This is a genomic window from Streptomyces sp. cmx-4-9 (assembly GCF_046548835.1).
GTDB lineage: Bacteria > Actinomycetota > Actinomycetes > Streptomycetales > Streptomycetaceae > Streptomyces.
In genome coordinates, this window is sequence record NZ_JAEBEE010000006.1 from 426,257 (window position 1) to 451,272 (window position 25,016).

The window sequence follows — 25,016 nt, forward strand, 5'->3', positions numbered from 1 at the left end:
CACGCGGCCGTCGCGTCCGAACATGCGCAGCATGTTGTAGGCCCGAGGCCGTTGCTGTCAGTGAAGCCGGTCGGGGCGCTTATCCGGATGGGCGGCGTAGATGTAGGTCAGCGCAGTGTCGGCGGTGATGCCGAACACCCGCATGAGGTGGACTGGATCGACGGTGGCGCGGGCTTCGTCGACGATGCGATCGCGTCGCAGCTGGGTGAGGTTGATGCCCAGTGGCTCGAATATGCGCCATAGGTAGAAGGCGTTGACGGGCCCGGTCTCTGCGGCGGTCTGCTGGCTGATGAACAGGTGCGGATTGCGCGTTGCGGACCAGCGGCGGTATCGCTCGTGCAGCCACAGGTTGAGGAGGCTGACGGTGACCTCGTCGAGGTGGATGACGCGAAGTGCGTGGCGGCGCCGGATGAGCAAGCGGCTGCGGCTCACGGACAGGTCGTCGACGAGGATGCGCGTGAGTTCGCGTTGGCCGACCGCGTGGATCGCGACGAGAGCCACGGCCAGGCGATCAGCGGCTCCGGTCGCGCGGTCGATGAGCCCGGAGACCATATCGCTGGGAGCGTGCGCGGCGGCCGTGTGGGGCCGTGAGGCACGACGATGCCGCGGGTGGAGTCGCGAAAGATGGTCTTGTTGCGCTTGAGCGTGCGGAAGATACTGCGGAGCGCGATCCCCATGTGTCGTGCCGCCTCGCCCGCTTGAGCTTCGATTGCGGCGTCGACGTCGGCCGGAGTCACCTCGCGCAGTGTCCGGTAGCGTCGCCCCCACTCGACCAGGGCCGGGTGGGCATAGGTGCGGTAGTTCCTGATCGTGGCGTAGCGGGTGTGGGGCCGGCCGTTGCGGTCTTCCCTTCGCAGCAGCACGACCCACTCTCCGATCTCCGGCCTGCTGCTGGACGGCAGGTTGGCGATGATGCGGTGCGAGACATGTCCACGTGGCTCGCTCTGGCGCGCGGTATCGGGGATGACCAGGCTGTTGTCGGCCAGGAATCGCAGCGTCCTGCGGGTCCGCAGTCCCACTTCGTTGAGGAGCCTGATGTCCTGCTCGGGGATCGGAGCCGCGTTGCCGAGCCATCCGAACAGGATGCGAAGGGTTAGGGCGCTGTGGAAAGGTTCTCGCTTCTCCAACCGTGCTCCTGGCCGTGGCGCTTGAACCGATCCAGGATGCTGGCTGCCGCTGGTGACAAGGAGTAGCTTTCCAGCCTCGTCCGCGCGTTCACCCAGTCCCGCCGGACCTTGAACAGTTCGCCTTGTCCAGGAACGAGCAGGTGGGGCGAGAGGCCGACGGACGTGCGGGCGGCAATCACTTTCCTGTCGGTGGGGGAGGAGGGCTCGGTGCGTCGCCAGCTCAGCTGGATGGGACGTTCGGACAGCCCGACGGCGCTGTCGGCGAGCCATAGCTGGCACCAGCCGGTGCCGTGAGCGTCGATGCCCTGCTCCTGGACGTGCAGGAGGCAGGTGCGGCACCAGCCATCCCGTATGGCCAGCGCAGGATGCTGACAGCGCCCACAGACACCGGCGGAGTCAGGGCGGCTCAGCGCCCAAGCCCGGCAGGCCGCACACATCTCTGCAGTGCCGCCGAAGGCGCCGCAGAGCGCGCAGCTTCGCGCTTCGCGCCCCGCGACGACGGTTGGCCCGCGTGGAGCGGGACGCAGCTCGCAATCCGGGTCGAGCAGTCCTGAGCGACGCAGGGCCTCGGCGGTCGGGGCCATGGCTGCGTGCAGGGTCGGTCCCAGCAGGAGGGAGTCGTGGCGGTTGGTCCCGCCGCTACCAGGCCGAGCGGGATGCCGCGGGCATCAGTGGCGACCAAGCGCTTCAGGCCCTGCTTCCCGCGGTCCACCGGGGACCGGCCCGCACTCTGGCCGCCACACGGGCCTGGTGATGCAACCATCCGCGGATATCTCGGACAGTTCCAGGCCGATCATCCGGTCGTACGCTTGCAGGGCGAGAACGTGCACCACTTCGGATATCCCCTGCTGAGCCACTCTTTGACACGTCAACGGATGGTCCGGCCAGAGCATCCGGGGCTGGAGACCCGTTCGTAGCCCGAGCCGTGGACCAAAGCGAGCACCACGTGCTCGAACACGGTCCGGTCGGGGACACGGCGGCGGTGGCAGCCAAGCGGGTGGCCCGCGGCGAACTCCTCCCGAGCTGGCAGGAGCGCCACGAACTGGTTCCAGAGGGGTTCGAGCAGGCACGATGGCAGTGCGGGCACGGCTGTCCTTCGCGATCACTGAGCGTAGAGAACTCCATGATCACGTGGACCCGTGCCCGTTCTGATGCTCATTGCATCTCCCGGGCGCCTGCTGCCGGACTGGTCTGAGAAAGAAGCTCAGTCACCCTTTGCCCCGTCGGTCCGCTCCCTCAGGAAGTCGGCGTGGCCGTTGTGGCGAGCGTACTCCTGGATCATCAACACGTAGACCCAGCGCAGGCTGAGAGAAACTCCGCGAGAGGACATGAAGGTCTCGTCAAGGTCGTGCCCAGCGGCCGCGGCGTCGCACGCTCTGACCTCGGCCTGGAACAGTCCGAAGTCTCTCTCCGCATCGGCTGCGCGAACTCCGTCGAGGCCCTCATTGCCATCTGACGGGCCGGTGAAGACATCGCCGAGAGCCTCACCTGCGAAGCTTCGCCGGAACCACCATCGCTCTTTCTCCGCCATGTGCCGGACCAAGCCAAGGAGGGAGAGGTTTGACGGCTCTACGGCCGTCCGCGTCAATTGGGCCGGCTCAAGCCCCGCGCACTTGGCCAGCAACGTTTCCCGGTGCCAGCTCAGCCAACCTCCAACATCTGACGCTCAGTTACGGTACCCAGGCCGCCCAGCTGCTTGGTGCGCTCGACCGGTGGTGCTGTCCATGTCATGGAGCCACCCTGCACCGCCATCTGGGCGGGTTCAGGCGAGCAAAATGGCAGCGCGGCCAGGCCACCCTTTGTGATTACTGAGCGTAGAGGACTCCGTGATCACGTGGGCCCGTGGCCGTTCTGATGCCCACCGCCACCTCCAGGGCGCCTATTGCCGGTCGGTCTTAGCTGCCTACGGTTGTACCACTGATGACACGGTGACGGGGGCAACGATGCGCATCGCGGTGACTGGGGCGGCAGGCAGCCTGGGCAGGCGGGTCGTGCAGTTGCTCGCGGACCGGCCCGACGTGGACGTCGTAGCGATGACCAGGAAGAGGCTGCCTGCCGAGGCGTTGCCGCCGCAGGTGGAGGTCGCCGTTGCCGACTACGCCGATCTGCCGGCGCTGCGTGCGGCGCTGAAGGGCGTGGACACGCTGGTCTTCGTCTCCAGTGACGGGCCGGATGCGCGGGTGCTGCTGCACCACCGCAACGTTGTCGCTGCCGTGGCGGGTGAGTGTGTCGGCCATGTAGCGGCGCTGAGCAGTGTCGACGCTGACGTGGCGTCCCCGTTCTGCTACGCCGTGGTCAACCGGCTCACCGAGGATCTGCTTCTGGCCTCCGGCGTCCCGTGCTCGTTCGCCAGGGCTTCGCTCTACATCGAGTTCTTCCAAGGCTGGCTCACCGAGGCACGTGCGACCGGGCTGCTGAGGCTCCCGGCAGCGGACGGCAGGGTCTCTCTGGTGGCGCGGGATGACGTGGCCCGCGCCCTTGCCGCACTCGCGGTGGGTGAGCCGACCGGCCGCCACCATGACATCACGGGACCTGAGTCGGTGGACCTGGCAAGCATCGCCGCGACCGCGGCGGAGGCGTGGGAGACGCCTGTCGCCTATGTAAACATCCCGGATGACACGTACTGCGCCGAGACGGCGGCGACCGGCCTGGATCCCTGGTGGCTCTACGCCTTCTCGTCCATGTTCGCCTCAGTGCGCGAACAGCGCTGGGACCGAGTCCGAAACGACTACACCCAGCTGACGGGCCGCTCCCCTCTCGTTCTCCGCGATGTCCTGTCAGCACACAGGTGAGAGGACCGGTCACCGCCGCGCCGGCAACGACGGCACTAGGCAGGTCTGATGGCTCCTTGATGAGGTCGCGGAGCCAGATCACGGTGGCGCTGTGGTCAGCGTGCCGTTGAAGATGTAGTCGCGTTTGTCCCTGCCCGCTGCGGTGCTCGGTTATGTCGAGGTGCTCCTGGGTGTTCGCGTCGTGGAGACGCAGGGGTACCGGGGTTCACCCCGCCGTAACTTGCCCGCCTACTCGTCCTGGACGCCCTCGAAGGTGCCATCGGCTCGGTTGAAGACCAACCACTGAGCTCTTTCAGAGTGGCCACTGATCGGGTGACGGGCCAGCGTCCCGCAACGCACGAGGCTCCCGTGCCGTTGAGGGAAGTGCTTGACGTCTCAAATCATCAACACAGGAACCTCGTTGGTCCCCCGTCCTGCCGCACTCGACCTGCCGCCCGCTCTGGTCGAGTGGGTATCGATGCTCATCGTCACCCGTGAGGGTGACCGACCCTGCAAGCTCCCGCCCCACCAGCGCGCCCTCGTCGGCCTGGTCTACCTGCGCCGGCACGAGACGCTCGCGCAGATCGCCGCCGGCTTCGGCATATCCGTCGGGACCGCCCACGCCTACGTCACGGCCGTCGTCAACCACCTGTCCCGCCGGGCACCCGGTCTGCTGCGGGTCCTGCGTGAGACGCATCCTGATCACGTCCTGCTCGACGGGACGCTCGCCGAGTGCGACCGGGTCGGCGACAGCCGAGCCGACTTCTCCCAGAAGCACCACCGTCACGGGGTGAACGTGCAGGTCGTGGCCGATCCCACCGGCAACCTGCTGTGGATCTCACCCGCGCTGCCCGACCGCACCCATGACCTGACCGCGGCCCGCACCCACCGCATCATCCGGATCTGCGAACGCCAGGGCGTCCCCGTGCTCGCCGACCGCGCCTACATCGGTGCCGGCCCCTGGGTGACCACGCCCATCAGACGGCTACCCGGCCAGGACCTCACCACAACCCAGCAGACGATCAACCGGGCCCTGTCAGCGGCACGGGCACCGGTCGAACGAAGCATCGCGCGACTCAAGTCCTGCAGGCCTGCGCCGGGCCCGCTGCAGCCCCAACCGGATGACCGTCATCGCCGCAGCCATCCTCACCCTGGAACGTCAACGCTGATGCATCTCATTGCCGTTCCAGGGTGAGGACGGATTGGCAATGGCCGTCATCCAGTTGGGAACCGTCTCACGCCCAGACAAGTCGCCCTTCGGCAACGGAACAGACCGGATAGTCCCCCGCGCCGATCCTCGTCAGCATCTCAGCCACGGAGTCGAAGTAGTGAGCCAGTGACGCGTACTCGCCGGTGACCGTGGGCGCACCCACGAACCATCTGCCGATACGTCCGTCCCTCGCGTCGATGAACTTTCCCATCCAGCCGTCCCGGTCCGACAGGAACGGGATCCACTCCTCGCGCCATTCGCTCCCACCGGACACGGGGTGATTCGCGTAGAGCCTCTCCATCGCCCGGATGCCCAGAAAGAAGCTTCCCTCGTCGGGGAACCCGTCGAAGCCGCAGCACATCACGTCGTCGTCGACGTCTTCCTCCGGCAGATCCAGATTGTTCTGCAACAGCCACGTCCGCAGGTCCCCATGGAGGGAGATCCGCATCCGTTCCTCGGCTGCCGCGAGCATCTGCTCCGTAGCGGGCCCCGGCAGATCCGCGTGATCGGCCGGCGCGTGCTTTCGAAGAAGGCTCATCACACGCGACCAACTCTCAGCCACACTCATCGCCCTATGCCCTCTGTCCTCTCTACAGGGATGTCTCCGTCCGACTACGCCACTGCGGAGGTTGGGAAGTAGCGGCCGGAGAACCTTGCAGGGATGGTACTTCGAGCATGCGTTCCATCCTTCCCCACAATCACCTTCCGCCCCGAAGCGCAGGACCGGCCCCTCAGCGAAGTGACCGCCCGCGACTTCTCACAGACAATCCACCGTGCCCGGCGGGCCCGGCCGAGGAGCTTCCAGGCTCAAGCGAGGGCCGCGGCGTCACCCTGGAGTGGCGAAGCTGAAAACGCTCCTTACCGTGTTGGCGGGTTCATTCCGGTCCTTCGTACGATCGGGAGACCCAGGGGCCTGGGTGTGGCTTTACAGCGCTCATGCCGTGGTTGTGGCTTTGACTGATTGGCCGCCCAGTGCCCCGCGACGACACGGCCACTCATTGGGATAAGCGAACAGAGATCGCTTCGTAAGGACACGTCGGCGTGGTCGCCTGCAGGGACCAGTCAACCGGACGACGAGGGAGGCTCGGGTGCCCGAGCTCTGGGCGGGGACAGATGCCGGCAAGGCCGCGCGTCACTGCACGGTGATCGACACGGACGGGACGAAGGTGCTCTCGCGCCGGGTGCCCAACAACGAGCCCGAGCTCCTGGAGCTGATAGGCGATGTCCTCGCACTCGCCGAGGGCAGCCCGGTGACCTGGGCCGTCGACCTGAACGCCGGCGGCGGGGCTCTGCTCATCGCTCTCCTGGCCAACCACGACCAGCGGCTCCTCCATATCCCTGGCCGAACCGTCCACCACGCCTCCCGTGGCTACCGAGGCGACGGCAAGACCGATGCGAAGGACGCCTACGTCATCGCCGACCAGGCACGGATGCGCCGGGACCTGCAGCCCTTGCAGGAGTGGGACGAGATCGCGGTGGACTTGAAAATCCTCACCGCCCGCCGCTACGACCTCGCCGCCGACCGCAGCCGCGCCATCAACCGGCTGCGAGCCCAGCTCCTGGAGTACTTCCCAGCGCTGGAGCGGTCCTTCGACTACGCCGCCTCCAAAGCCGCACTCATCCTCCTGACCGGCTACCAGACCCCGGCCGGCCTGCGCCGGACCGGCCCGAGCCGGCTCGCGACCTGGCTGAAGAACCGCAAAGTCCATGCCGCCCAGGCGATGGCCGAGGCGGCAGTCGCTGCGGCACAGGCCCAGCACACCTCCGTGGCCGGGGAGAACACAGCCGCAACCGTGGTGAACACCCTGGCCAGGGCGGTGCTGGCTCTGGACGACGAGATCGCTGACATCGACGCGAAGATCGCGGCTCGTTTCGGAGAGCACCGTCACGCGGAAGTTGTCCTCAGCATGCCGGGCATGGGCCCGTTGCTCGGGGCCGAGTTCATCGCCTGCACCGGCGGTGACATGGACGCCTTCGGCAGTGCGGGCCGGCTTGCCGGGGTCGCCGGCCTCGCACCGGTCCCACGGGACTCCGGTCGCATCAGCGCGGCAACATGGGCAGACCCCACCGCTACCACCGCCGACTCCTACGCGTCTTCTACCCCTCCGCCCAGATCGCTGCCCGCTTCTGCCCCACCTCGAGGACTTTCTACGACCGCAAACGAGCCGAGGGCAAGAACCACAAGCAGGCGATCCTCGCCCTCGCCCGCCGCCGCCTCGACGTTCTCTGGGCCCTTATCCGCGACCAGCGAACCTTCGACGTCCTACCACCTCAGCGCGGTCTCGCCGTGGGCTGATCCCTGTTGCCTGGGACGGTGGCTACTTGCTGTTGCGGTGCGTCTCAGTTTCTGATGCGAGGCTCGTAGGGGTGGCCCTCCGGCGTGAAGATGAGGACGAAATCCTCTCCCATCCGAACAGCTACCTCCCGCAGCCGGGCCAAGACATCTGCCTGGGCCGGCAGGTCGAGGCCCAGAGCTGCCGCGGCACGGTCTCTCCGGGCCACGAGATCCGGCATGTCATCCAGGTACTCGGCCGCGAGTGCGCGACTCTCCTCGTCCGTGCACGCCTCGCAGTCGCGCCACCACGGGGCGACCAGCAGCAGCCGCAGGAGCTCGGGCAGGCCGATCGCAACCAGAGCCGCACCTCCTTCGGAGTCGGCATAGAGGATGGGACGATCCTCGCCCCCTTCACCGCAGAAGAAGTACGTGCCCCCGGCGCCGTCGCCGGCGAAACCCTCGAGCGCGGCGCCCGAGGCAAGGTGGACTTCTTCGACATGGTCACCTCGGTCCAGGTCGAAGTCACCCGGCCAAGCGAGAAAACGGGCAGCTTCGCCCTGCTCACGGACGGCAGCGATCAACGATTCCATGGGCCGCACCTTACGGCTCGCGGGGTTGACAAGAATCATTGGGAATCAGTCAGACCCAGAGTCAGACCCCTGAGGAATGCCGAGTACATCCTCACTGTCAGACCCGATCCGCAGCGTCGAAGACGAAGGCCGGAGCAGCCGGCCGGGACGGGGTGAGCAGGGAGCACCTGGAGCGGATGCTCGCGGACAGTCCGGCGCCGACGGCGCTCCCTATCAGCAGGCCTTCGCGGAGTTCGCGCGTACGCACCGCGGGCGTCCCGCCACCGAGGTCGTGCCCCCGCTGGGCTTTGTTCACGTTCAGCAGCAGCGTTTGTCGATGGGTTACAGCAGCGGTTGGTCAGCATCTGGCTCATGGATGTTCATGAGAAGTAGCGGCAGTGCCGTGTCGCTGAGGCGAACATCGTGAGGGGAAGCTGGTTCGGTTCACGTTGAGTCCCGGATGCTGGCGTCCCGGAGGAAGGTGCGATGATCTGTTGGTGGTGACAGATGCCGAGTGGACTCGGATCCGGAGGGGCTTGCGCTTCGGGCAGGTATTCGAAGGCACCGTGGTGTTGGTTCCCCGGCCCGGTACGATCGGGATCTTCGTTGACATCGGCCTGAGCGTCGGAGGGTTTGTCGACGCCCTGTGGCTGTCGGGCGAGATCGAGGACTGGCCAGCGGAAGGCACGGTTGCCGATTTCAAGGTCTTTTGGGCTGATGGCCGCCAACAGATCCGGCTGGTGCCGTGCGATTCCCGGTATCTGCGGAGCGACTTCACAGCCTTTTTCGAACGCTTCCGCCCTAATTGGTCATCCGACGTCGGCCAGCCAGTGCCTGACCCAGAGCCTGCTGCCTCCGGCGAGTAGCGGACCGCTCTTCGCGCTGATGGGCCGCTGGCCAACTCCCCGTGAGGCTGGAGAGGTGGCCGACGGCCCTGGCGGAGCTAGCTGGCCGCGGCTTCGGCGCGGGCTCGTGTGCTGGCGAGGCGGTAGGAGTCGGTGCCGGTCTCGATGATGGTGCCGTTGAAGGTGAGGCGGTCGACGATGGCCGCGCAGAGGCGGGAATCGGTGAACGTCTTGTTCCAGCCAACTGGGGCTGGCACTTGTTCCTTATGGCGAGAGTGCCCTGCGACCTGGCCGTTTCAGGGGTCTGAGTGTCTCTTTGATTGTCTTGCTAGCGGTTTTGTAGGCGGTACCTTCATTGGTCAGGTGCGAGGAAGGTGTGCCGGATGGTGGAGCCGCGTCTGCGGGTGATCGAGGGCCGGACGGTGCCCGAGATGCCCGGTACCTGGGATCCGTGGGAGTTCCAGGCGCTGTGTGTGGAGGCGTTCGTGGCCTCCTGGCGGGCCGGGGGTTCAGTCCGGTGACGGTCGACACCGACATCGGCCTGCTGGAGCGGACGTTGGGGCGCTGGGGCGGCCGGCATGGGATGTCACGCCCGAGGACATCGACCGTGTGGTCGGTGGCCTGGCCGTGGAGGGGCGGGCTCCGTCCACCCGCCGCGGATACGTCCAGATCTGCAAAGGCTTCCACCGGTTCCTGCAAGCCCGCAAGGCCGCCGAGATCGAGGCCGCGTTCGAGGTCCGGCTGGTCTGCCTGGTGGACGAGTTCAACGCCTCGCGGCATGTCGGCGACGACTCCCCGGCCCTGCTGCCGCCGCCGACCCCCGAGCGGGTCGAGGAGTTCTTCGACTTCCTGAAGACCCGGATCGCCACCGCCCGCAAGTACGCGCCTGCCGCCCGCGACTACGCACTGTTCCGGACGCTGTATTACGCCGGCCTGCGCTCGGAGGAGGCCTCGCTCCTGGACCGCCCGGACGTACACTTCGGCCGCGGACCGTTCGGCAAGCTGCACGTGCGCTTCGGCAAGGGCGCCCACACCTCAGGGCCTCGTCCGCGCTGGGTTCCCATGCTCGACCAGCTGGACCTGGTCCTGCGCTGGTTCCTCGACGACGTCCGCGGCAAGTTCCCCGACTCGCCCGCGCTGTTCGCCGACGAGTCGGGCGGCCACCTGCACCAGGGCACCGTCCGCAATCGTCTGCGCTATCTGATGGGGCTGGAGGGCCGTCCGGCCGCCGACCGTTTCAGCCCGCATGCCCTGCGGAGAGCCTGCGCGACCCACAACTACGAGCTCGGAGTGGACCTGGTGGCCATCCAGCAGCTACTCGGTCACTGGACAGTCAGTTCGACCATGAGATACGTCCGCCCCTCGGCCACGTTCATCGAGGACGCGTATCGACGCGCCGTGACCAGCACACTCGGCGAGCTCATCGGAGAGGAACCCACGCCGTGAACATCAAACGGAAGCTGCGGATGGCCGCCGCCCAGCGCGAGGTCTGGACCGGAGCCCAGTTGAGGCGGCTCCTGGCCGAGAGGGCAGGCCTGGAACTGTCCTCCGCGTCGGTGTCGGCCCTGTTCACCAAGGGACCCTCGCAGGTGAAGATGTCCACGCTCGCAGCGTTGTGCACCGCGCTGGAGTGCACCCCCAACGACCTGATCGAGGTCGACACCACCCCCGTCGAACGCCCTGTGGCTCCTCCTCGACCGGCAGCCGACCTGCCGAAGGTCGCCTCGGCCCGGGTTCGATCCATGCCACCGATCTGACAGAAGGAGGTGGGGGTGAGGCATGGGCAAGCGCCAGCGGGACTGTGTCGGGTGCGGGGCGCCGGTCGGCTTCATCGGCCGGCAGCACTGCTGTCGCTGCACAGCCCGGTTGAAGGACGAGGCGGCCCGCGCGTCCTGTCCTGCCTGCGGGAGGTCACTGGTCCTGCAGGCCGACACCGGACGGTCATCACCTGCTCGCGGACCTGCGCGGGCTGCGGCCGCCCAGTCCGCTCACCGGCCGCCAGCCACTGTGGGATCTGCCGATGCGAAGCCAACTGGCGGGCCGCGAAGCAGGTCTGTCCTCGCTGCCGGCGGCCCGGCTTTCTGCAGGACGGCACCGGATGGTGCGGCCACTGCTCGCGCCAGCGGCAGACCACGCAGCCACCGCGGCAGTGGATCGGCTACGGCGAGATGCGGCGTCATGCCGGGCTCGGACTCTGTTCGGCCTGCTGGCAGAAGCACCCCGACCGACCCCTCGTCGCCGCTGAGAATCTGGCCGCGCGGCTCGCTGAGCCGGTGCCCTGGCTGAGTGCTTCGCCGGCCATCTCGCCGAACGGCACTGCGCGAGCCGCGCCTGCACCATGATCAGCATCCTTGGCAGGCTGCTGGAGGACGATCAGCCCGACCACCCGCAGGCTCTGCTGGACCGTGCCCGCCGCCCCGGCCGGTCGATGGGCTCCCTCGCCCGGGCGCTCGAAGGCTTCTTCACTCAGCGCGGCCTTGTTCTTCCCACCGACCAGGCGCAACCGCTTGCCGCCGGTCGCCGCCGACGTCGCATCGACGCCACCCCGCTCCCGCTGCGGCCGCAGGTGCAGGCGTTCGCCGAGTCCATGTTGCGAGCACGCGAGCGCGCTCTCAAGGCCGGCACTCTGCCTCGCACGGACAGCACCATCGAGGTGGCCCTGGCCACCGTCCGTGACCTCGCCCGCTTTCTGACCGGCACGCGCAACGAGCAGGACTGGGCCCTGGCCGACGTGCACGACGTCGAGGCCTTCCTGGTGACCATGCCCAAGGCCCGGCAACGCCAGCTGACCGTGCTGCGGCAGTACTTCCGCTTCGCCCGCTCCCGCAAGGTCGTGCTCATCGACCCCACCCGGGGAGTGAAGGCCAAAGGCCCGTCAGGGTTCAGCGGCACCACCGCCGCCGTGGACCGGCAACGGCAGCTGTTCCGCCGCTGGGCCACCGGCACCGACGCGCACCCGCACGAGGCACTGCTCGGAATCCTGACTCTCCTTCACGCGGCCTCCAGCAGCGAGGTCCGGCGCCTGCGTATGGACGACCTCGATCCTGTCAACCGCACCATTCGCCTGGGCAAACGCCCCCATCCGGTGCCTATGGACCCGATCAGCTGGTCGGCGCTCCAACGCTGCCTGGCGCACCGCACGGACCAGCGCACCGACAACCCCACGTGATCGTCACCACGTTCACCAAGAGTTGGGCACCGGCGTCGACCGCCTATGTCAGCCACCTCCTGGACCCCTGCGGCGTTGCGCCTCGGACTCTGCGATGCACCCGCCTTGCCGACCTCGTGAACACCCTGGACCCCAAACTCGTCGCTGCAGCCCTCGGCATGGATCCCCAGGGCGTCATGATCTACCTCGCCGATCACGTCGATGCAGGACGCCTCCCCAGCGCGTAATTTCCGCGACGGGTGAGGCCTCCGTGATTTACCGTTCAACCGATGAGCTCCCGCGACATCGACCTCAACACGCCGACCGCCGTGACCGTCCGCTGCCAGAACAACCGTTCTGTCAGCGTGCGGCTCTACGACTCGTCCCGGCCCGACGAGGACCGCGTTCAGTACACCGTCGAGGCGTCCGCGCCGGGGCTGACCACGCGCGTTGACGAGGTGGTCGCCTGGAACTGGGGCGCCGAACTGGCGCCCTTCCTGGAGGGACTGGCGGCCGACTTCCGCGGCTGGGAGGGGCAGCGGGTCTGGCACACCACCGACCGAGATCTCACCATCAGCGCGGTCTGCCGCTCCGGCGGCCACGTCGGGCTGACCTGGACTCTTCGCCCATGGACAACAGCGGCCGGCGGCTGGGAGGCATCCGTCACGACCTGGCTCGACGCCGGCGAGCAGATGTCCGCCCTCGCGGCAGATATCCGACACTTCCTCACCCAGGAGGACGGCGGCCGTGGTTGATCTGCGGCTCGTCTGGACGCTCAACGGACACGGGTGGGCGGACTGCAGTATCGCTGACGAGCAAACCGACGCCGAAGCCACAGCCTCGTACATCACCACCGCCCCCGAGGAACTCCTGACGGCGATCACCCGACCGGTCAGCGGTGAAGCCGAGACACGTGCCCAGTTCGAGGCAGAGCCCACAGCTTTCCGGTGGATCTTCTACCGCGCAGGCAACGACGTGTGGATCCGTCTCCTTCGACTACCCGATGGCGCCAAGCACGACAACGCCGGCACCGAGACCTGGTCGACCCAGCAGAGCGTCGACGCCGTGGCACGAGCGGTGATCCGCTGCTTCGACGAAGTCGCCACGAAATACGGCGAGAGCGGCTATCGCGGCAAGTGGGGCGAACACTTCCCCCGCACCGAGCTCGAAGCCCTCAGGTCGCTCTGGCGCACGCACCGGTCCGACCCGGCAGCCTGACCCCCCCGAACCCGTTGACCATCGGCGCTGCCTCGCACAGGTTGAGCGGAACATGTGCGCTTTTCCGAAGGACTCGTTGGAGGCGATGGCGACGCTGTTCTTCTCCTCGCGTTCGGTCAGGACCGGGAAGAGGAGTTCGGCGCCTCGGCGGTCGAGTTCCATGTAGCCGAGCTCATCGATGCAGAAAAGACCGACGCGGCCGTAGCGGGCGATCCTCTTGGCCAGCTGCTTCTCGTCGGCGGCCTCGACGAGCTCGTTGACCAGCTTCGTCGCCAGCACGTACTTGACCCGGTAGCCGGCCATCGCGGCCTCGGTTCCAAGCGCGATCAGCATGTGGGACTTGCCGGTCCCGGAGTCGCCGATCAGGCAGAACGGCTGGCTCTTCCTGATCCACTCGCTGCCGGCGAGGGTGTGGCAGGTCGCGGCGTCCGGCCTCAGCCAGGGCGATACGTCGACGACCAGGACCAGCCTGCCGTCCGCCGCTCTCGGCAACGGCAGGCCGGCCAGGGCCCGACGGAGCCGGCCGAAGTCGATCCGCCCCTGGTTGAGCCCGCCGTACAGAGCTCCGTGACCCCGGCGGTGTTCTGGCGCGAGCGCGAGATCCACCAGCGTTTTGACCGGGCCCTCCGTGCACAGAAGGGCGTCCGTCAGCTCGAACAACGCGTCCGAGCGACCCGTGAGACATCCATAGAAATCCGTCCGGAACTGCGACAACATGGCCAGCGACTCGCTCCGGCCACCGGTCAGAGGATTCACCCCGCGCGGCCCTGCCCCACCTCGGCCTGGAGCAGGCGCGGACAGACCTTGAACCCATGGCGGGAGTATGCCGAAACCGCCCGGTCGCTGGAGTGAACGGTCACCCGCTCAAGGCCGAGGTCCCTCGCCCACGCCAAGACTGCCTCGATCAGCTCGCCGCCCAGGCCGCGGTCACGCTCATCGGGCACGACGTACGTGCACTGAACATCCCCCGACATCCGCTCGAACGCGCGCGGATGCGGCACACGCTGCATGATCGCCAGCCAGGCTATGCCGATCACCACGTTGTCACGGACCATCACCATGCACCGATGCGAGGAGTCGGTCTGCCGGGCCCATGCCACGAACCGGGGAACGAACTCGTCCAGGGTGGTGTCGGGCGTTCCGTAGAGCTCCTCCACCCACCGCCACCGCAACTCGGCGACGGCGGGTAACTCATGGGGCTGGACAGGGCGGCAAGCGATGTCATCCACGACTTCATCCTGGCGCAGATTCATCAGCACGACGGCCGCTTTCACCACTCCCGCACCACAAGGGCGGCAACCCAGGGCCCCGCTTCGTTAAATGACAAGCTTAACCCGTGACGGCCTCTGCGATCTGCTGGGTGAGCCTCAGCTCACAAGATCGGCTCTGGGGCTGGGCAGCTCATATGTTGAAGAATCGGCTGACACCGACCTGCGGCGGTGACGATGATGCTCGGCATGCGCAGACCTACTCCGGAAACTGATGCCTGGGCCACCGCCCCCGACCCCCTGCTGGCGCTGGCCGAACGGGAATTGGCGTTCTACGAGCGCGCGGGGGATGTCGCGCGGCGCGCGCACCGCGCGATAGAGCTCGGCGCTTTGGCCAGTGCCTCCGTGACGGTGGTAGCAGCAGGACTACATGCCCCAGCTTGGGTGACGGCGATGGTTGCCGGGGGCGCCCTGTTCTGTACGGGGTTCCGCCAGGTTTTCACTCCTGGTCCCCGCTGGGTGCTGGCGGCCCAGGCCCGTGAGTCCCTGCGCCGCGCGGTCAACCGTTATCGGCTGCTCCCGGCGTCCGAGCGGGACGCCGAAGCGCGGGCGCAGCTGCTTGCCGCCATCGAAGAGGTGGGCACCCAACATGTCAGCCAATGGGCAGGAGGCCAACGAGAACAGACCTCGATCGGGAGTGCGCCGCCGCCCACCCAGACGCCACCCGCCTAACTCACGCGGCGTGCCGTTCGGCAGGTGCCGAGCAAACTTCGGTACGACCATGTCCTAGTCATCATCGCCCTCGTCAAGTTCGATCGAGTCCGGGGCGGGCAGCGGCTTTCAACGAACCCCTGTCCGGAGATGATCACTGCGTCAACCGACCATGATCAATCTTGGTGTCAATGGCTGTACTGAGGTTCCTGGCAGTCCCAAGGCCGAAGATCGCGTGTAGCCATAGGTCAGCGGGCTGCGGTAGTGACACCTATCGCGCTTCGGCACACTCGCCCGACGACGGACGGTGGGGTGAGACGCTGTGGGGGACAGGCCTGCGTCGCTGCCTCAGCACGCGGAGACGTTGAACGGCAGGCTTAGGCGCTGCGCGGCGGCTTCCGCTTCGCGGCAGCCGCCTTCTTGGCCGCGGTCTTCTTCGCGGTCTTCTTTCTGGTGGGGAGGTCGTGGACGGTGGCTTCCTGGCTGCGGGAGGTCTTGGCGTCCTGGACTGACTTCTCCAGCATGGCCATGAGGTCGACGACCTCAGCCGAAGCGGCCGGCCTCTGCTCGTCGGGCACCGGCAGGGCTGCGGTGCCGGTTTTGGCGGCGATGACCTGCTCCAGGGCGTCCCGGTACTCGTCGCGGATTGCGGCCAGGTCGGTGCCGGTGAGGGTTTCGGCGAGCCGGACGGCGGCCATCGATTTCGGCATCGGAGACGGTGATGTCGGGGACGGGGATCTGGGCGGGGGAGCGGATCTCGTCCGGCCAACGCAGCGCATGGAGCATGATCGCCTTGTCTTTCACCCGCAGCAGCCCGAGCCGCTCCCGGTCGCGCATCGCGAACTTCGCCACCGCCACCTTCGAGGACCGTTGCAGGGCCTGACGCAGCAGCTCGTACGGTTTCGCGGCGACGGTCTCGGTGGCCGCGAGGTAGTAGGAGGCGCCGATCTGGATCGGATCGATCGAGGACGCCGGCACGAAGGAGACGATCTCGATGGCCTTCGCGGTCGGCAGGGGGAGGCCATCGAGGTCTTGGTCGGTGACGGGGATGAGAGTGCCGGTCGAGGTCTCATAGCCGCGGGTGATCTCGTCCTACCGCAGCTCCTGCCCGTCGATCTCGCACACCTTGCGGTTGCGGACCCGGCCGCCGTCTGTGGTGTGGATCTGCCGGAAGCCGATGGCGTGCGACTCGGTCGCCGGGAGCACCTTGACCGGGATGGTGACCAGGCCGAAGGAGATCGCACCGGACCAGATGGGACGCACCAGAACCTCCAGGTCGCAGCCCCCTCTCCAGCCTCGCACTGTGCGGGGCCCGATGCGCCTGGTGAGCGGCTGAGCGTGTGACCCGGCCTGGCACGCACGGCCTCCTCGCCCGGCGTGCCCGGCACGCCTGCCATGCGACCGGGGCAGCTGGTCAGGCCGCGATGCCTTCCTCAGAATCCGCGAGCGCCGCCGGATCAGCAGACCCTTGCCGAGGCCGCCCAGATCGCCGTGCAGTTCCGCACCGCTTCCGAGAAGCGAGCCTGACGCCCATGGCGTATCGCCTCTGCGCTGCCCCAAACGCAGAGGACGCGGGAGACTCAGGCCCATGGTCACACTGTCCGCCACTGGCCCTGAGCCTTCCGCGGCGGCAGTACTACCGCCAGGTACACCAACCGGCTGCCCACTTCTCTCGAGATGCTTGCGGGCCCTGTTGCCGGGTCGCTCCACAGGTCGTGCGTCCGGGCGAAGCTCGCTTCGCTCAAGGAGACCCAGACCCCCAAGAGAACGTGTCGCCGCTGTCGCGCACCCGCATCTTGGCTATGTACGCGAGAACGGACAGCACTTGTTCACCAGATTGGGAGTCACCTGGACCGCTCTCTCGAATCGAAATGCTCACGGGTTCGGACAGCAACGGCACGTGTGATCACGGCCGATGTGGTGGCTTAGGGTCTCGCCATGACCAGAACTACGCCGCCGCGCCCCGTGCACGTTGAGGAACTCTTCCCAAAGCTGGGAGCGTTTCGGGGTGTGACGACGCGACTGCACCCGCGGCCGGGGCGTCCGGACGCGTCGGTCAGCTCGGTCGGTGGTCCTCTGCTGTGGCCGGCCGACGAGCCGTGGCCGGTCTGCACCGAGCCGCACAAGCGCAGCAGCGGGTACCGCGTCGCGGACATTCATCGGGGGCGTCAGGTGCTCGCGGATGCCTGGGCCCGTGACCGGCCCACCGACGAGGAACGGGTCCTCCTCAAGGAGCTCGGCCGCAGGCACCGCGAACGGGAGATCGCCGACACCGACCCGATCCCGCTGATCAACTTGGTCCAGGTGTACCGGCGGGACGTGCCCGGCCTCCCGCCAGGCCCGGACGGATGCGACCTGCTCCAGGTCCTCTGGTGTCCGTTCGAGGCACATGGCCCGAGCCGTCACGGCTTGGCCCCGCGTGTGCGCTGGCGCCACTCCGACCAGGTTGCCGTGCCGCTGGACGCTTCGCCGCAGCCGGCGCTGGTCGGCTTCGAGGGCGCGGTCGCAGAGCCATGTGTGCTGCACCCCGAACAGGTCGTCACCTACCCGTACGCCGGCTCACTGCCGACGGGGCTGTGGAGAAGAATCGATGCCTGGGAGGATGCGGAGGAACGCAAGGGGGAAAAGCGCGGCCTGGGCGACGAGCCGGTCACTTACCACCATGACCTGTCGATTCCACAGGGCTGCCGAGTGGGTGGATTCCCCTCCTGGCACACGACCGACCCCCACCCGATCATCTGCGAGGTTTGTGCCGCACCAATGGTCCTGCTGCTGACCGTCGACAGCTGGGAGTGGAGCGGCGCCGACGGCAGCTGGATGCCCACCGAGGAATGGGACGTCGCCGAGCGCCTACGGACCGCTGCCCCACGAGGCTCACGATCGGCCGAGACGGTCTGCTGAACATCTTCGCCTGCCCCACCGAGCCCGGGCACCCGCACCTTTGGAGCCTGCAATAGGCGAGGCAGTTTTCGGACCGGGGCGCTGTCACCTCCCATGAACATCGAACAGAACACCGCGCAGGTGCCTCCCGAACCCGTGAACAATGGACTTCACAACTCGTGAACAAAGCCACGCATCTCGATCAGGCCGACATGCTCGCTGAACGGAACGGCCGGCGTCTCCAGCATCAACGCCGAGACGCGCAAAAGGGGCTGACAGCGCTCTGGCAGGCTGACCCGCGCTCCAGGGTCAGCCGGCCAACCCCTGGTCCCAGCTCCCTATCCCCCAAACACTCAGCACGCGTTCGTCGAACTGCCCGGGCGGCCGTCGCAAGCCGCCGTCACCTGCCAAGGTTCTGCTCGGAACCCTCGGCTGAAGAAGGTCGTCTCCTTCTGAGAGCAGCATCAACGAAGGGGAAGCGCATGAAGGTTACCGACCCGTACGCGGCACCTCCGGCCGGCGGCCGTCCCAGCCGTCGACGCAGGAACGGGACGGCAGTGGCCATCACTGTCTTCCTGATGATCGCTCTCCTCGGATGCGACGCCAGCGGAGACGAACCAGGCGGTAAGGCGACAGCTTCGTATCAGGAGACTCCCCGCACCATGCCGGGAAAGGAGGCTAATCAAGACACGAGAGAGTTCCACAAGTATCTGCTCGAGAATGAAAGTACTAGAAACCTCACCGCAATCTTCATTGACGTGAAGATCGAGGGGGCGGACTCTGGTCTATCCGCTCAGATCATCACCAGCCTCGACCGCGACCTTCGAGCGCCCGACTCGCCAGATCAAGAAAAAGCGGAACGGTTGGCAACCGCATTTACCGCATGGCGTACGGAACGCTTCAAAGATCACGGCAGCGTCAAGATTTACAATCCTGCAGCTGAAACGATGACCTTAGCCACTTGGTGAATATCAACCGGCGGGCGGGAGGTGTGGCAGAGCGTCCAGGATCAGGGTCTCGGCGGCCTTGGTGCCGTGGTTGAGGAAGGCTGCGACGAAGGCGTCCTGGGCCTGGACGGTGGGGCAGATAACCGTCTCGATCACCGGTTTGCCCTCGATGAGGGTCAGGCGCTGGACGTAGGCGGTGTACTCCGAGATGAACGCCTCGATGGTCCCCCGCCGGTGCTGGCGGCGCGGACGGCAGCGGTGACGGTCGGGAAGGCGCTGTAGAAGCGCACCCACTCCGATCGCCTTGCAGTTCCGCACGGCTTCCGAGAAGCGAGCCTGACGCCCCTGGCGTATCGCATCTGCGCTGCCCCAGACGCAGAGGACGCGGGAGAATCAGGTCCACGTGGCCTGGTCCGGTCTGCGCTCCTATGACCTGGACCGCCCGCGCCTGCGGATGGGCATGTATTGCACTGTCCTGGCGGAGGGCCAGCACGAGGACCTCGTGCGCCGGCTCAACCGCGACCTGCTCATCGACCAGTGGCACCGCCCTGCGCGCGCTGGTCCCCCGGCACCTAGAGAGGTCTGGGAGAGGTCCTTCCCTGGGCTGGCCGCCGCGGGATCAGCTGCCGTGTGAACCGCGGACGTGCACTGTCGGTTTTATGAGCGCCGTGACCGACGTCGGCACCCCGTATCCCTGGTCGCTACCGGCGGGTACGCCGGCACCTCGGGAGGCCGCGGGCCTGGAGCGAGTCCGGTCCGGTCATTCCGTCATCGGCACGATGGTCAGCCGCTGCAGTTCGCCGGTGCATCGGTGCACGGCATCAGTCTGGGCGGCGATGAGGTCGTGTACGGCGCCCCGGTCTGCCCGCGTGCGTCGTGCAGGCGCCAGGGTGGCGGAGAGTTCGGCCTCAAGGGTCTCCGGGGACCACCTCGTCGGCGCGGCCCTACGGGTTGACCCAGGCCGCAAGTACGCGGTGCGTGAGCCTTTTTCGCAGTCAAGCGCTAAAAGTGCACGTCTCCTTGATTTCGGTTGTCGTCCAGCCCATTCGGCTTTGCCGGTGACAGATGTCGTGCTTCGCCTCAGCCGAGCTGAGGCGAAGTTCGAGAGTTGGTAGCCAGGCAGGCGTGTTGTCACCGGGGGGTGAGGCGGAGCTGCGGGGATGTTGCAGGGCCCGCCCGGGGTGGGGATCGGGCGGGTCTGCTGCTTGGGGCGCGTCGCCCGGACCATGAGGCGCGGTCCGGGTCCCCTGCCGGCGGGGCGGGGCTGGGCCTCAGGCGGTGGTACGGCGTCGGCGGCCGGTGCCTGCGACCAGGGCGGCTCCCATGGCTACGGCCAGCCCTGCACCGCCGAGGGCCCATGAGGTGGCCGGGTCCGCTCCGGTCGCGGCGAGCTCGCCACCGGCGGGGGCCGTGCCCGTACCTGTGCCGGTCGCTGTGCCCGTGCCGATCGGGGTCGCACCACCGTCGGGCTTCGGCTGGTTGGGGGTGCTGCCGGTACCGCCAGGGTTCCCGTTTCCGGTGCTCCCGCCGCTGTTGTCGCCGTTGCCGCCGTTGTTCGCTCCGGCTGCGACGATCTTGGTCAGGCGGGCCTTGGAACGGGAGCGGACCTGCGAGTTGTTCTCCTCGTCGAACGGTCCACTGCCCCAGATGCGGATGCTGAAGTCGCCCTTGGGTGCATCCGCCGATACGCGGATCCGGACCTGCACGTCGAAGGACTTGCCGCTGCCGATCGCCCCGGACGCGAGCTCGTAGCCGAAGTGGTCGTTGTCCCCGATGCGCTCGTAGGTCGGGTGCCAGCCGAGAACACCGTTCTCGTCCTTGCTGTAGACCTCGACCTGGAGCTGGTCGCGGGTCATGCCGGCCCGCTCCAGGTGGTCCAGGCTCAGACCCAGGTCGAAGACCTTCTGCGCGTCCTTGCCAGTGTTGTCTACGCGGACGCTCACGTGAGGATCACCGGCATGGAGATCAGACAGAGTGGGGTCGGGGGGTGGACTTGGCGCGGAGCAGCAGCTCGCAGTTGTGCTGCTGCTGGCCGGGCGTGATCGGCCGGAGCCTGGGTCCGTGGCGGTGCCAGAGCGGCGAGGCGGGCGGTTCCGGGTAGGCGAGGGCGTGTATATGGTGGTGGGGGCGCGGCGGTCGCCGTAGTCGCGGCGCGGGTCGTGAATGGTGCGGCGGTGCGCGGCGAGGCCGGCCGCACCGCCCTGGATCGGGATGTGGCACTCCCCGCAGCCCGACAGTCACTCGTCCCCGGGCGGGAGGTCGGCCGGGGTGAGCGGGTGCGGATGGGGGCCGTCGGCGGCGCGGCTCACCCGCAGGCCGCCGATGCGTACGGCTGCTCCTGGCCGTCATAAGGAGATCACCCAGCTCAAAGCTGATGTCGAGGCACTGGTGGGTGCGCTGCACCAGGCCACGGTGGAGAACAGTCGTCTGCGCCATGAACTGGGCGGATCGCGCTTCAGTGGTCCGCACGCTCCTGGTGCAGGCGCCCTTCCCCAAGTAGCCTCCGCCATCGGCCTGGACTCGTTCCTGGCTCCAGACATCGAGGAGTTCGTGGTCGACCCGGAGCTCAAGGCGCTGCTCGACGAGGGCATCAAGCTCGACACGGTGAACTACCGCCTCCTGGTCAACCCCCAATGGCCGCTTCGAGATCGGCGGCCCGACGGTGACGCCGGCCTGACCGGCTCGACGAACAGAGCGACCGGCTCGGCCTTGCCGATGGCGTACGCCATCTTGGCCTCGCAGCGGGTGGTGAGACCCGCACCGACCCGCCGCAAGATCATCATCGACGCCTACGGCGGCATGGCCCGCCACGGCGGCGGCGCCTTCTCCGGCAAGGACATGTCCAAGGAACCTTCGGCACCGCCCAGGTAGAAGGGGCCCCCGGACTGCACTACATCACGTTGAACCACTCGACGGCGACACTCGAGTTCCACCGCAACGCAGTGAGCTCAAGAAGCACGCTCTCGCGGCTCCCCGCTGAGTGCACGTCGAGGTCACTGCCCGGGTAGCCGGGGCGGCGACCTCCGCTTCACTTGTCATCGACCGAGATGCCGAGGACGGCGAGGAAGGCGGTGGCCGCGGGCGTGCTGTTGTCGCGGCTCCAGATGATGTACTCGACGCGGGTCGGGGCGTCGGTGACCTCGATGGTGGTGACGCCGCTGAGTTGGGCCACGTAGGCGGAGGGGAGCATGGCGACGCCGAGGCCCTGTCCGACCAGGCGCGCAAGGAAGTCCGCGTTGGTCACCTCGAAGGCGACGTCGCGGTGGACGCCGGCGGCCGAGAAGGCCAGGTCGGACTGGACACGTCCGGCCGTCTTGGCCGGCAGGTCCACGAACACCTCGGAGGACAGCCTGCGCAGGTCGACCTCCGACTCCTGGGCCAGCGGATGGTCCGGCCCCACCACCGCGACCAGCCGGTCACGGGCGAGTTCGCGGGAGTTGACGCCTTCGGGACGCACCGTCGTCGGCAGTCCGAGGAAGGCCACCTCGATGCCTCCCATCTTCACCTGCTCGACCAGTCCGTCGCTCGCGCCCACCCTCAGGCTGATGCGCACGTTCGGATACTGCTGGTGGAAGTCCCGCAGGGCGCCCGGGATGTCGACTGCGGCGACGGACGGGATGACGCCCACGGCGAGCCGTCCGCGTACCTCGCCGACAGCCGCGGCAACCTCGTTGGCCGCACGCTCGGCGGCGTCCAGACACTGCTGGGCTGCGGGAAGGAAGGCCGCACCGGCCGGCGTCAGCCGCACCCGGCGGCTGGTCCGCTCGAAGAGTCTCGCGCCCAGTTCCTTTTCGAGGCGGGCGACTTGGTGGCTGAGGGCGGACTGTACGACCAGACACCGTTCGGCGGCCCGGGTGAAGCTGTTCGTCTCGGCAACGGCAACCACGTAGCGCATCTGCTGAAGTTCCATAATCTATCGTGTATCACGATAGATCAAGTGACAAGCATGTGTTGGACTCATTGATCGGTGCGAACTGAGACTGTGTGTGTGTGCCAAGTCCAGCTGCCGCACCCCGGGCTTTCTCACGGACCCGCGTCGGTGTTCCTTGGGGAATTCCGCCCTCGCCCGTTTTCACGGTGCTCTCTCCCGAGCCTGAGCAAGCTGGCGCAACCAGAGTTCAACCGAGAGGACGAGCCGGTTATGAGCCTTACTCCACCGAAGCGGCAGACGTCACCGTCGCCGACATGTGGGTCGATCCGCGCTGTCCGTGGGCATGGATCACCTCCCGCTGGTTGCTGGAAGTCGAACAGGTGCGCCCTGTCGAAACGCGCTTCCACATGGTGAGCCTTTCGGTGCTCAACGAGGGACGGGAAGTACCGGAGAAATACAGGAAGGGCATGATCGAGGGCTGGAGGTGGTGCGCGTCTGCATCGCGGCCCAGGAGAAGTTCGGTTCCGAGGCGCTGCGTCCGCCCTACAACGCCATGGGAACCCGCATTCATCTCGAGCAGGCCGGCTGGCGGGGGACATGATGCTCGCGGCCTTTGCCGATGCCGATCTGCCGGGCCACCTGATCGAGGCGGCGGACACGACGGACTACGACGAGGCGCTGTGCGTCAGTCACCACGCCGGCATGGACCCCGTCGGCTCCGAGGTCGGCACCCCCGTCATCCATGTTCCCGGCCCCGACGGCGAGCCTGTCGCCTTTTTCGGACCGGTGATCAGCCCCACTCCGCGCGGCGAGGCTGCCGGACGCCTCTGGGACGGTGTCCTCGCCGTGGCGAGCACCGACGGCTTCTTCGAAATCAAGCGCATCCGCACCCGCGAAGCAATCCTCGACTGAGGTAGGTGGGTGGCCTGTCGCCGCACCACCTGGATGCCGCTCCTTCCCGACGAAATCGTCACCGTCCAAAACCACCATCTGGTCGCGGAGAGCGACCTCCTTCATCAAGGAATCAGTTGAACGTGAATGCATTTGCCCTGCCTGTCATCGGCGATGTCGATGACAGGTGTCCGGTACGGGAAGCGGCGTGACATGAAGAGCGAGCGGCAACTCTTCACCGCCGGTGTGACAGCACTGGCGCCGGCGGTCTGGGGCAGCACCTATCTGGTGACGACCGAGTGGCTGCCGCCGGACCGTCCCCTGCTGGCCACCACCGTGCGGGCGCTTCCAGGGGGCCTGCTTCTGCTGGCCCTCGCCCGCACGCTGCCAACCGGGGTCTGGCTGTGGCGCACCCTGGTGCTCGGAACCCTGAACATTGGCGCATTCAACTTCCTGCTGTTCGTCGCGGCCTACCGGCTTCCCGGTGGCATCGCGGCGGTGATCATGTCGGCGCAGCCGATGTTCGTACTCATCCTGGCGGCGCTGTTCATCGGCGACAGAATCCGGTTCCCCCATGTCGTGGCGTGTGTCCTCGGCGTGGTCGGTGTCGTGTTGCTCGTGTTCAGAGGAACGGTGGAACTCGACTACGTCGGTGTGGTGGCAGCGCTGGGCGGCGCGATGTGCATGGCCACCGGCATCACGCTGACCAAGCGGTGGGGGCGCCCGGACGGAGTGGGGCTGCTTCCCTTCACCGGCTGGCAACTCACCGTGGGCGGACTGGTCTTGCTGCCGTTCACGCTGGCCATCGAGGGACTGCCGTCCAGCATCGCGGGAACCAACCTCCTCGGGTTCGCCTATCTCGTCTCCCTCGGTGCTGTCATCAGTTACATGATCTGGTTCCGCGGGATGGAGAGGTTGCCGGCGCTGGCGGTCTCCTTCCTCGCCCTGGGCAGCCCGATCGTCGCCACCATCCTCGGATACGTGTTTCTCCACGAGACGTTGTCGATTCTGCAGCTGATCGGTGTCGTATCGATTCTCACAGCCATGCTGCTAGCGCAACCCCGGCCGGCCAAGCTGCAAAAGCCCGGCCCACACGTGCCTCTTCACCGCGACGCGACCAGCGGTACCCGAGCCAAGAAGGTGCATTGATCCGGTGAGACGCTTTGGAGAAGTCCGTAAGCCCTACAGCCTGAATCTATCGGAGCGACGAAGGGGTCACACAGCAGGAAGTGATCCGATAGGAAGAACGCCCGCCTTCAGCATGACGGGCATGGCTCGGTGTCTCCGCCATCACGGCCAGTCTGTTCGTCTTCCTCACCACTGAGCTGATGCCCGTCGGCCTGCT

The 25,016-nt window shown here is 67.3% G+C and carries 27 protein-coding genes and 6 pseudogenes; 16 read left to right on the forward strand and 17 right to left on the reverse strand.

All coding sequences use genetic code 11. The annotated features are described in order from the left end of the window. Positions 1-57: 57 nt before the first annotated feature. The 5 genes and pseudogenes from ACLJTM_RS20850 to ACLJTM_RS20870 form a co-directional block, all read right to left on the reverse strand. Entirely contained in the window at positions 58-432 is a 375-nt protein-coding gene (locus ACLJTM_RS20850) for a hypothetical protein (RefSeq protein WP_411105167.1), read from the reverse strand. Further along, the gene (locus tag ACLJTM_RS20855; RefSeq protein ID WP_411105168.1) at positions 429-1,127 is read right to left on the reverse strand and encodes a hypothetical protein; all 699 of its coding nucleotides are present in this window, start codon (positions 1,125-1,127) and stop codon (positions 429-431) included. Before ACLJTM_RS20855 ends, ACLJTM_RS20850 begins: the two co-directional genes overlap by 4 nt. Further along, positions 1,094-1,711, reverse strand: coding sequence for a hypothetical protein (locus tag ACLJTM_RS20860; protein ID WP_411105329.1), 618 nt, complete (start codon positions 1,709-1,711; stop codon positions 1,094-1,096). Before ACLJTM_RS20860 ends, ACLJTM_RS20855 begins: the two co-directional genes overlap by 34 nt. Further along, a pseudogene (locus ACLJTM_RS20865) lies at positions 1,694-2,214 on the reverse strand (IS5/IS1182 family transposase); the annotation flags it as partial. The gene ACLJTM_RS20860 and the pseudogene ACLJTM_RS20865, both read right to left, overlap by 18 nt. Positions 2,215-2,331: 117 nt before the next feature. After that, positions 2,332-2,751, reverse strand: a complete 420-nt coding sequence (locus ACLJTM_RS20870) for a DinB family protein (protein WP_411105169.1) — start codon at positions 2,749-2,751, stop codon at positions 2,332-2,334. Positions 2,752-3,070: 319 nt separating this feature from the next. Between ACLJTM_RS20870 and ACLJTM_RS20875 the strand changes: the two genes are divergently transcribed. Together ACLJTM_RS20875 and ACLJTM_RS20880 are read left to right on the forward strand one after the other, a co-directional pair. Next, positions 3,071-3,919 carry an NAD(P)H-binding protein gene (locus ACLJTM_RS20875; RefSeq protein WP_411105170.1) on the forward strand — a complete coding sequence of 283 codons (849 nt, stop codon included), beginning with the start codon at positions 3,071-3,073 and terminating at the stop codon, positions 3,917-3,919. A gap of 400 nt (positions 3,920-4,319) precedes the next feature. Beyond that, positions 4,320-5,067: pseudogene (locus tag ACLJTM_RS20880) on the forward strand (transposase family protein). 66 nt (positions 5,068-5,133) lie between these two features. Here the strand turns inward: ACLJTM_RS20880 and ACLJTM_RS20885 are convergent. Beyond that, the gene (locus ACLJTM_RS20885) at positions 5,134-5,646 is read right to left on the reverse strand and encodes an SMI1/KNR4 family protein (RefSeq protein WP_411105171.1); all 513 of its coding nucleotides are present in this window, start codon (positions 5,644-5,646) and stop codon (positions 5,134-5,136) included. A 550-nt stretch (positions 5,647-6,196) separates the two neighbouring features. On the opposite strand from ACLJTM_RS20885, the pseudogene ACLJTM_RS20890 reads away from it, so the two are divergent. Then, positions 6,197-7,404, forward strand: a pseudogene (locus ACLJTM_RS20890) (IS110 family transposase). Positions 7,405-7,448: 44 nt separating this feature from the next. Here the strand turns inward: ACLJTM_RS20890 and ACLJTM_RS20895 are convergent. Then, positions 7,449-7,973: a hypothetical protein gene (locus ACLJTM_RS20895; protein WP_411105172.1), complete on the reverse strand. Its 525-nt coding sequence runs from the start codon at positions 7,971-7,973 to the stop codon at positions 7,449-7,451. 97 nt (positions 7,974-8,070) lie between these two features. Beyond that, a complete protein-coding gene (locus tag ACLJTM_RS20900) occupies positions 8,071-8,268 on the reverse strand; it encodes a hypothetical protein (protein ID WP_411105173.1) in 198 nt (65 codons plus the stop codon). A gap of 181 nt (positions 8,269-8,449) precedes the next feature. On the opposite strand from ACLJTM_RS20900, the gene ACLJTM_RS20905 reads away from it, so the two are divergent. Next, on the forward strand, positions 8,450-8,818 hold the full coding sequence (locus ACLJTM_RS20905) for a hypothetical protein (protein WP_411105174.1): 369 nt from the start codon (positions 8,450-8,452) through the stop codon (positions 8,816-8,818). Positions 8,819-8,895: 77 nt separating this feature from the next. On the opposite strand, the pseudogene ACLJTM_RS20910 reads toward ACLJTM_RS20905, so the two are convergent. Beyond that, positions 8,896-9,039, reverse strand: a pseudogene (locus ACLJTM_RS20910) (ATP-binding protein); the annotation flags it as partial. 141 nt (positions 9,040-9,180) lie between these two features. On the opposite strand from ACLJTM_RS20910, the gene ACLJTM_RS20915 reads away from it, so the two are divergent. From ACLJTM_RS20915 to ACLJTM_RS20935, 5 genes are all read left to right on the forward strand, one after another. Further along, entirely contained in the window at positions 9,181-9,318 is a 138-nt protein-coding gene (locus ACLJTM_RS20915; RefSeq protein ID WP_411105175.1) for a hypothetical protein, read from the forward strand. 88 nt (positions 9,319-9,406) lie between these two features. Continuing rightward, positions 9,407-10,243 (forward strand): tyrosine-type recombinase/integrase, encoded by an 837-nt coding sequence (locus ACLJTM_RS20920; RefSeq protein ID WP_411105176.1) that lies wholly within the window; start codon positions 9,407-9,409, stop codon positions 10,241-10,243. After that, positions 10,240-10,554 carry a helix-turn-helix domain-containing protein gene (locus ACLJTM_RS20925; RefSeq protein ID WP_411105177.1) on the forward strand — a complete coding sequence of 105 codons (315 nt, stop codon included), beginning with the start codon at positions 10,240-10,242 and terminating at the stop codon, positions 10,552-10,554. The genes ACLJTM_RS20920 and ACLJTM_RS20925 overlap by 4 nt, the downstream gene beginning before the upstream one ends. Positions 10,555-11,135: 581 nt before the next feature. After that, positions 11,136-11,966 (forward strand): integrase, encoded by an 831-nt coding sequence (locus ACLJTM_RS20930; protein WP_411105178.1) that lies wholly within the window; start codon positions 11,136-11,138, stop codon positions 11,964-11,966. A 269-nt stretch (positions 11,967-12,235) separates the two neighbouring features. Beyond that, positions 12,236-12,700 carry a DUF6228 family protein gene (locus tag ACLJTM_RS20935; protein WP_411105179.1) on the forward strand — a complete coding sequence of 155 codons (465 nt, stop codon included), beginning with the start codon at positions 12,236-12,238 and terminating at the stop codon, positions 12,698-12,700. A gap of 241 nt (positions 12,701-12,941) precedes the next feature. On the opposite strand, the gene ACLJTM_RS20940 is transcribed toward ACLJTM_RS20935, so the two are convergent. Continuing rightward, positions 12,942-13,880: an ATP-binding protein gene (locus tag ACLJTM_RS20940; protein WP_411105316.1), complete on the reverse strand. Its 939-nt coding sequence runs from the start codon at positions 13,878-13,880 to the stop codon at positions 12,942-12,944. Positions 13,881-13,915: 35 nt separating this feature from the next. Then, on the reverse strand, positions 13,916-14,416 hold the full coding sequence (locus tag ACLJTM_RS20945; RefSeq protein WP_411105317.1) for a GNAT family N-acetyltransferase: 501 nt from the start codon (positions 14,414-14,416) through the stop codon (positions 13,916-13,918). A gap of 192 nt (positions 14,417-14,608) precedes the next feature. Between ACLJTM_RS20945 and ACLJTM_RS20950 the strand changes: the two genes are divergently transcribed. Next, the gene (locus ACLJTM_RS20950; RefSeq protein ID WP_411105318.1) at positions 14,609-15,103 is read left to right on the forward strand and encodes a DUF4231 domain-containing protein; all 495 of its coding nucleotides are present in this window, start codon (positions 14,609-14,611) and stop codon (positions 15,101-15,103) included. Positions 15,104-15,459: 356 nt separating this feature from the next. Here the strand turns inward: ACLJTM_RS20950 and ACLJTM_RS20955 are convergent, their stop codons facing one another. Then, positions 15,460-15,792, reverse strand: a complete 333-nt coding sequence (locus ACLJTM_RS20955) for a hypothetical protein (RefSeq protein ID WP_411105330.1) — start codon at positions 15,790-15,792, stop codon at positions 15,460-15,462. 46 nt (positions 15,793-15,838) lie between these two features. Further along, positions 15,839-16,672, reverse strand: a pseudogene (locus tag ACLJTM_RS20960) (Ku protein); the annotation flags it as partial. Between the two features lie 420 nt (positions 16,673-17,092). Between ACLJTM_RS20960 and ACLJTM_RS20965 the strand changes: the two are divergent. After that, positions 17,093-17,983, forward strand: coding sequence for a hypothetical protein (locus ACLJTM_RS20965; RefSeq protein ID WP_411105180.1), 891 nt, complete (start codon positions 17,093-17,095; stop codon positions 17,981-17,983). Between the two features lie 536 nt (positions 17,984-18,519). Beyond that, a complete protein-coding gene (locus tag ACLJTM_RS20970) occupies positions 18,520-18,930 on the forward strand; it encodes a hypothetical protein (RefSeq protein WP_411105181.1) in 411 nt (136 codons plus the stop codon). Between the two features lie 3 nt (positions 18,931-18,933). On the opposite strand, the gene ACLJTM_RS20975 is transcribed toward ACLJTM_RS20970, so the two are convergent. From ACLJTM_RS20975 to ACLJTM_RS20985, 3 genes are all read right to left on the reverse strand, one after another. Continuing rightward, entirely contained in the window at positions 18,934-19,203 is a 270-nt protein-coding gene (locus ACLJTM_RS20975; RefSeq protein ID WP_411105182.1) for a hypothetical protein, read from the reverse strand. A gap of 977 nt (positions 19,204-20,180) precedes the next feature. Next, on the reverse strand, positions 20,181-20,852 hold the full coding sequence (locus tag ACLJTM_RS20980) for a hypothetical protein (protein WP_411105183.1): 672 nt from the start codon (positions 20,850-20,852) through the stop codon (positions 20,181-20,183). A 666-nt stretch (positions 20,853-21,518) separates the two neighbouring features. Beyond that, positions 21,519-21,692 carry a methionine adenosyltransferase domain-containing protein gene (locus tag ACLJTM_RS20985; protein WP_411105184.1) on the reverse strand — a complete coding sequence of 58 codons (174 nt, stop codon included), beginning with the start codon at positions 21,690-21,692 and terminating at the stop codon, positions 21,519-21,521. A 16-nt stretch (positions 21,693-21,708) separates the two neighbouring features. Here ACLJTM_RS20985 and ACLJTM_RS20990 point away from each other — a divergent pair, with 16 nt between their 5' ends. Beyond that, positions 21,709-21,780 (forward strand): hypothetical protein, encoded by a 72-nt coding sequence (locus tag ACLJTM_RS20990; protein WP_411105319.1) that lies wholly within the window; start codon positions 21,709-21,711, stop codon positions 21,778-21,780. 157 nt (positions 21,781-21,937) lie between these two features. On the opposite strand, the gene ACLJTM_RS20995 is transcribed toward ACLJTM_RS20990, so the two are convergent. Beyond that, positions 21,938-22,819, reverse strand: coding sequence for a LysR family transcriptional regulator (locus ACLJTM_RS20995; RefSeq protein WP_411105185.1), 882 nt, complete (start codon positions 22,817-22,819; stop codon positions 21,938-21,940). Positions 22,820-23,094: 275 nt separating this feature from the next. Between ACLJTM_RS20995 and ACLJTM_RS21000 the strand changes: the two are divergent. From ACLJTM_RS21000 to ACLJTM_RS21010, 3 genes and pseudogenes are all read left to right on the forward strand, one after another. Next, positions 23,095-23,381: pseudogene (locus ACLJTM_RS21000) on the forward strand (hypothetical protein). Continuing rightward, a complete protein-coding gene (locus ACLJTM_RS21005) occupies positions 23,378-23,692 on the forward strand; it encodes a hypothetical protein (protein ID WP_411105186.1) in 315 nt (104 codons plus the stop codon). Before ACLJTM_RS21000 ends, ACLJTM_RS21005 begins: the two are co-directional and overlap by 4 nt. A gap of 192 nt (positions 23,693-23,884) precedes the next feature. Next, positions 23,885-24,820, forward strand: coding sequence for an EamA family transporter (locus ACLJTM_RS21010; RefSeq protein ID WP_411105187.1), 936 nt, complete (start codon positions 23,885-23,887; stop codon positions 24,818-24,820). Positions 24,821-25,016 lie beyond the last annotated feature (196 nt).

Coding starts and splice junctions, on each gene's coding strand:
- ACLJTM_RS21010 (WP_411105187.1), top strand. CDS start 23,885: ATGAAGAGCGAGCGGCAACTCTTCACCGCCGGTGTGACAGCACTGGCG.
- ACLJTM_RS20985 (WP_411105184.1), bottom strand. CDS start 21,692: ATGATGATCTTGCGGCGGGTCGGTGCGGGTCTCACCACCCGCTGCGAG.
- ACLJTM_RS20885 (WP_411105171.1), bottom strand. CDS start 5,646: ATGAGCCTTCTTCGAAAGCACGCGCCGGCCGATCACGCGGATCTGCCG.
- ACLJTM_RS20935 (WP_411105179.1), top strand. CDS start 12,236: ATGAGCTCCCGCGACATCGACCTCAACACGCCGACCGCCGTGACCGTC.
- ACLJTM_RS20945 (WP_411105317.1), bottom strand. CDS start 14,416: ATGAATCTGCGCCAGGATGAAGTCGTGGATGACATCGCTTGCCGCCCT.
- ACLJTM_RS20940 (WP_411105316.1), bottom strand. CDS start 13,880: ATGTTGTCGCAGTTCCGGACGGATTTCTATGGATGTCTCACGGGTCGC.
- ACLJTM_RS20895 (WP_411105172.1), bottom strand. CDS start 7,973: ATGGAATCGTTGATCGCTGCCGTCCGTGAGCAGGGCGAAGCTGCCCGT.
- ACLJTM_RS20930 (WP_411105178.1), top strand. CDS start 11,136: ATGATCAGCATCCTTGGCAGGCTGCTGGAGGACGATCAGCCCGACCAC.
- ACLJTM_RS20860 (WP_411105329.1), bottom strand. CDS start 1,711: ATGGCCCCGACCGCCGAGGCCCTGCGTCGCTCAGGACTGCTCGACCCG.
- ACLJTM_RS20875 (WP_411105170.1), top strand. CDS start 3,071: ATGCGCATCGCGGTGACTGGGGCGGCAGGCAGCCTGGGCAGGCGGGTC.
- ACLJTM_RS20955 (WP_411105330.1), bottom strand. CDS start 15,792: ATGCCGAAATCGATGGCCGCCGTCCGGCTCGCCGAAACCCTCACCGGC.
- ACLJTM_RS20995 (WP_411105185.1), bottom strand. CDS start 22,819: ATGGAACTTCAGCAGATGCGCTACGTGGTTGCCGTTGCCGAGACGAAC.
- ACLJTM_RS20950 (WP_411105318.1), top strand. CDS start 14,609: ATGATGCTCGGCATGCGCAGACCTACTCCGGAAACTGATGCCTGGGCC.
- ACLJTM_RS20915 (WP_411105175.1), top strand. CDS start 9,181: ATGGTGGAGCCGCGTCTGCGGGTGATCGAGGGCCGGACGGTGCCCGAG.
- ACLJTM_RS21005 (WP_411105186.1), top strand. CDS start 23,378: ATGATGCTCGCGGCCTTTGCCGATGCCGATCTGCCGGGCCACCTGATC.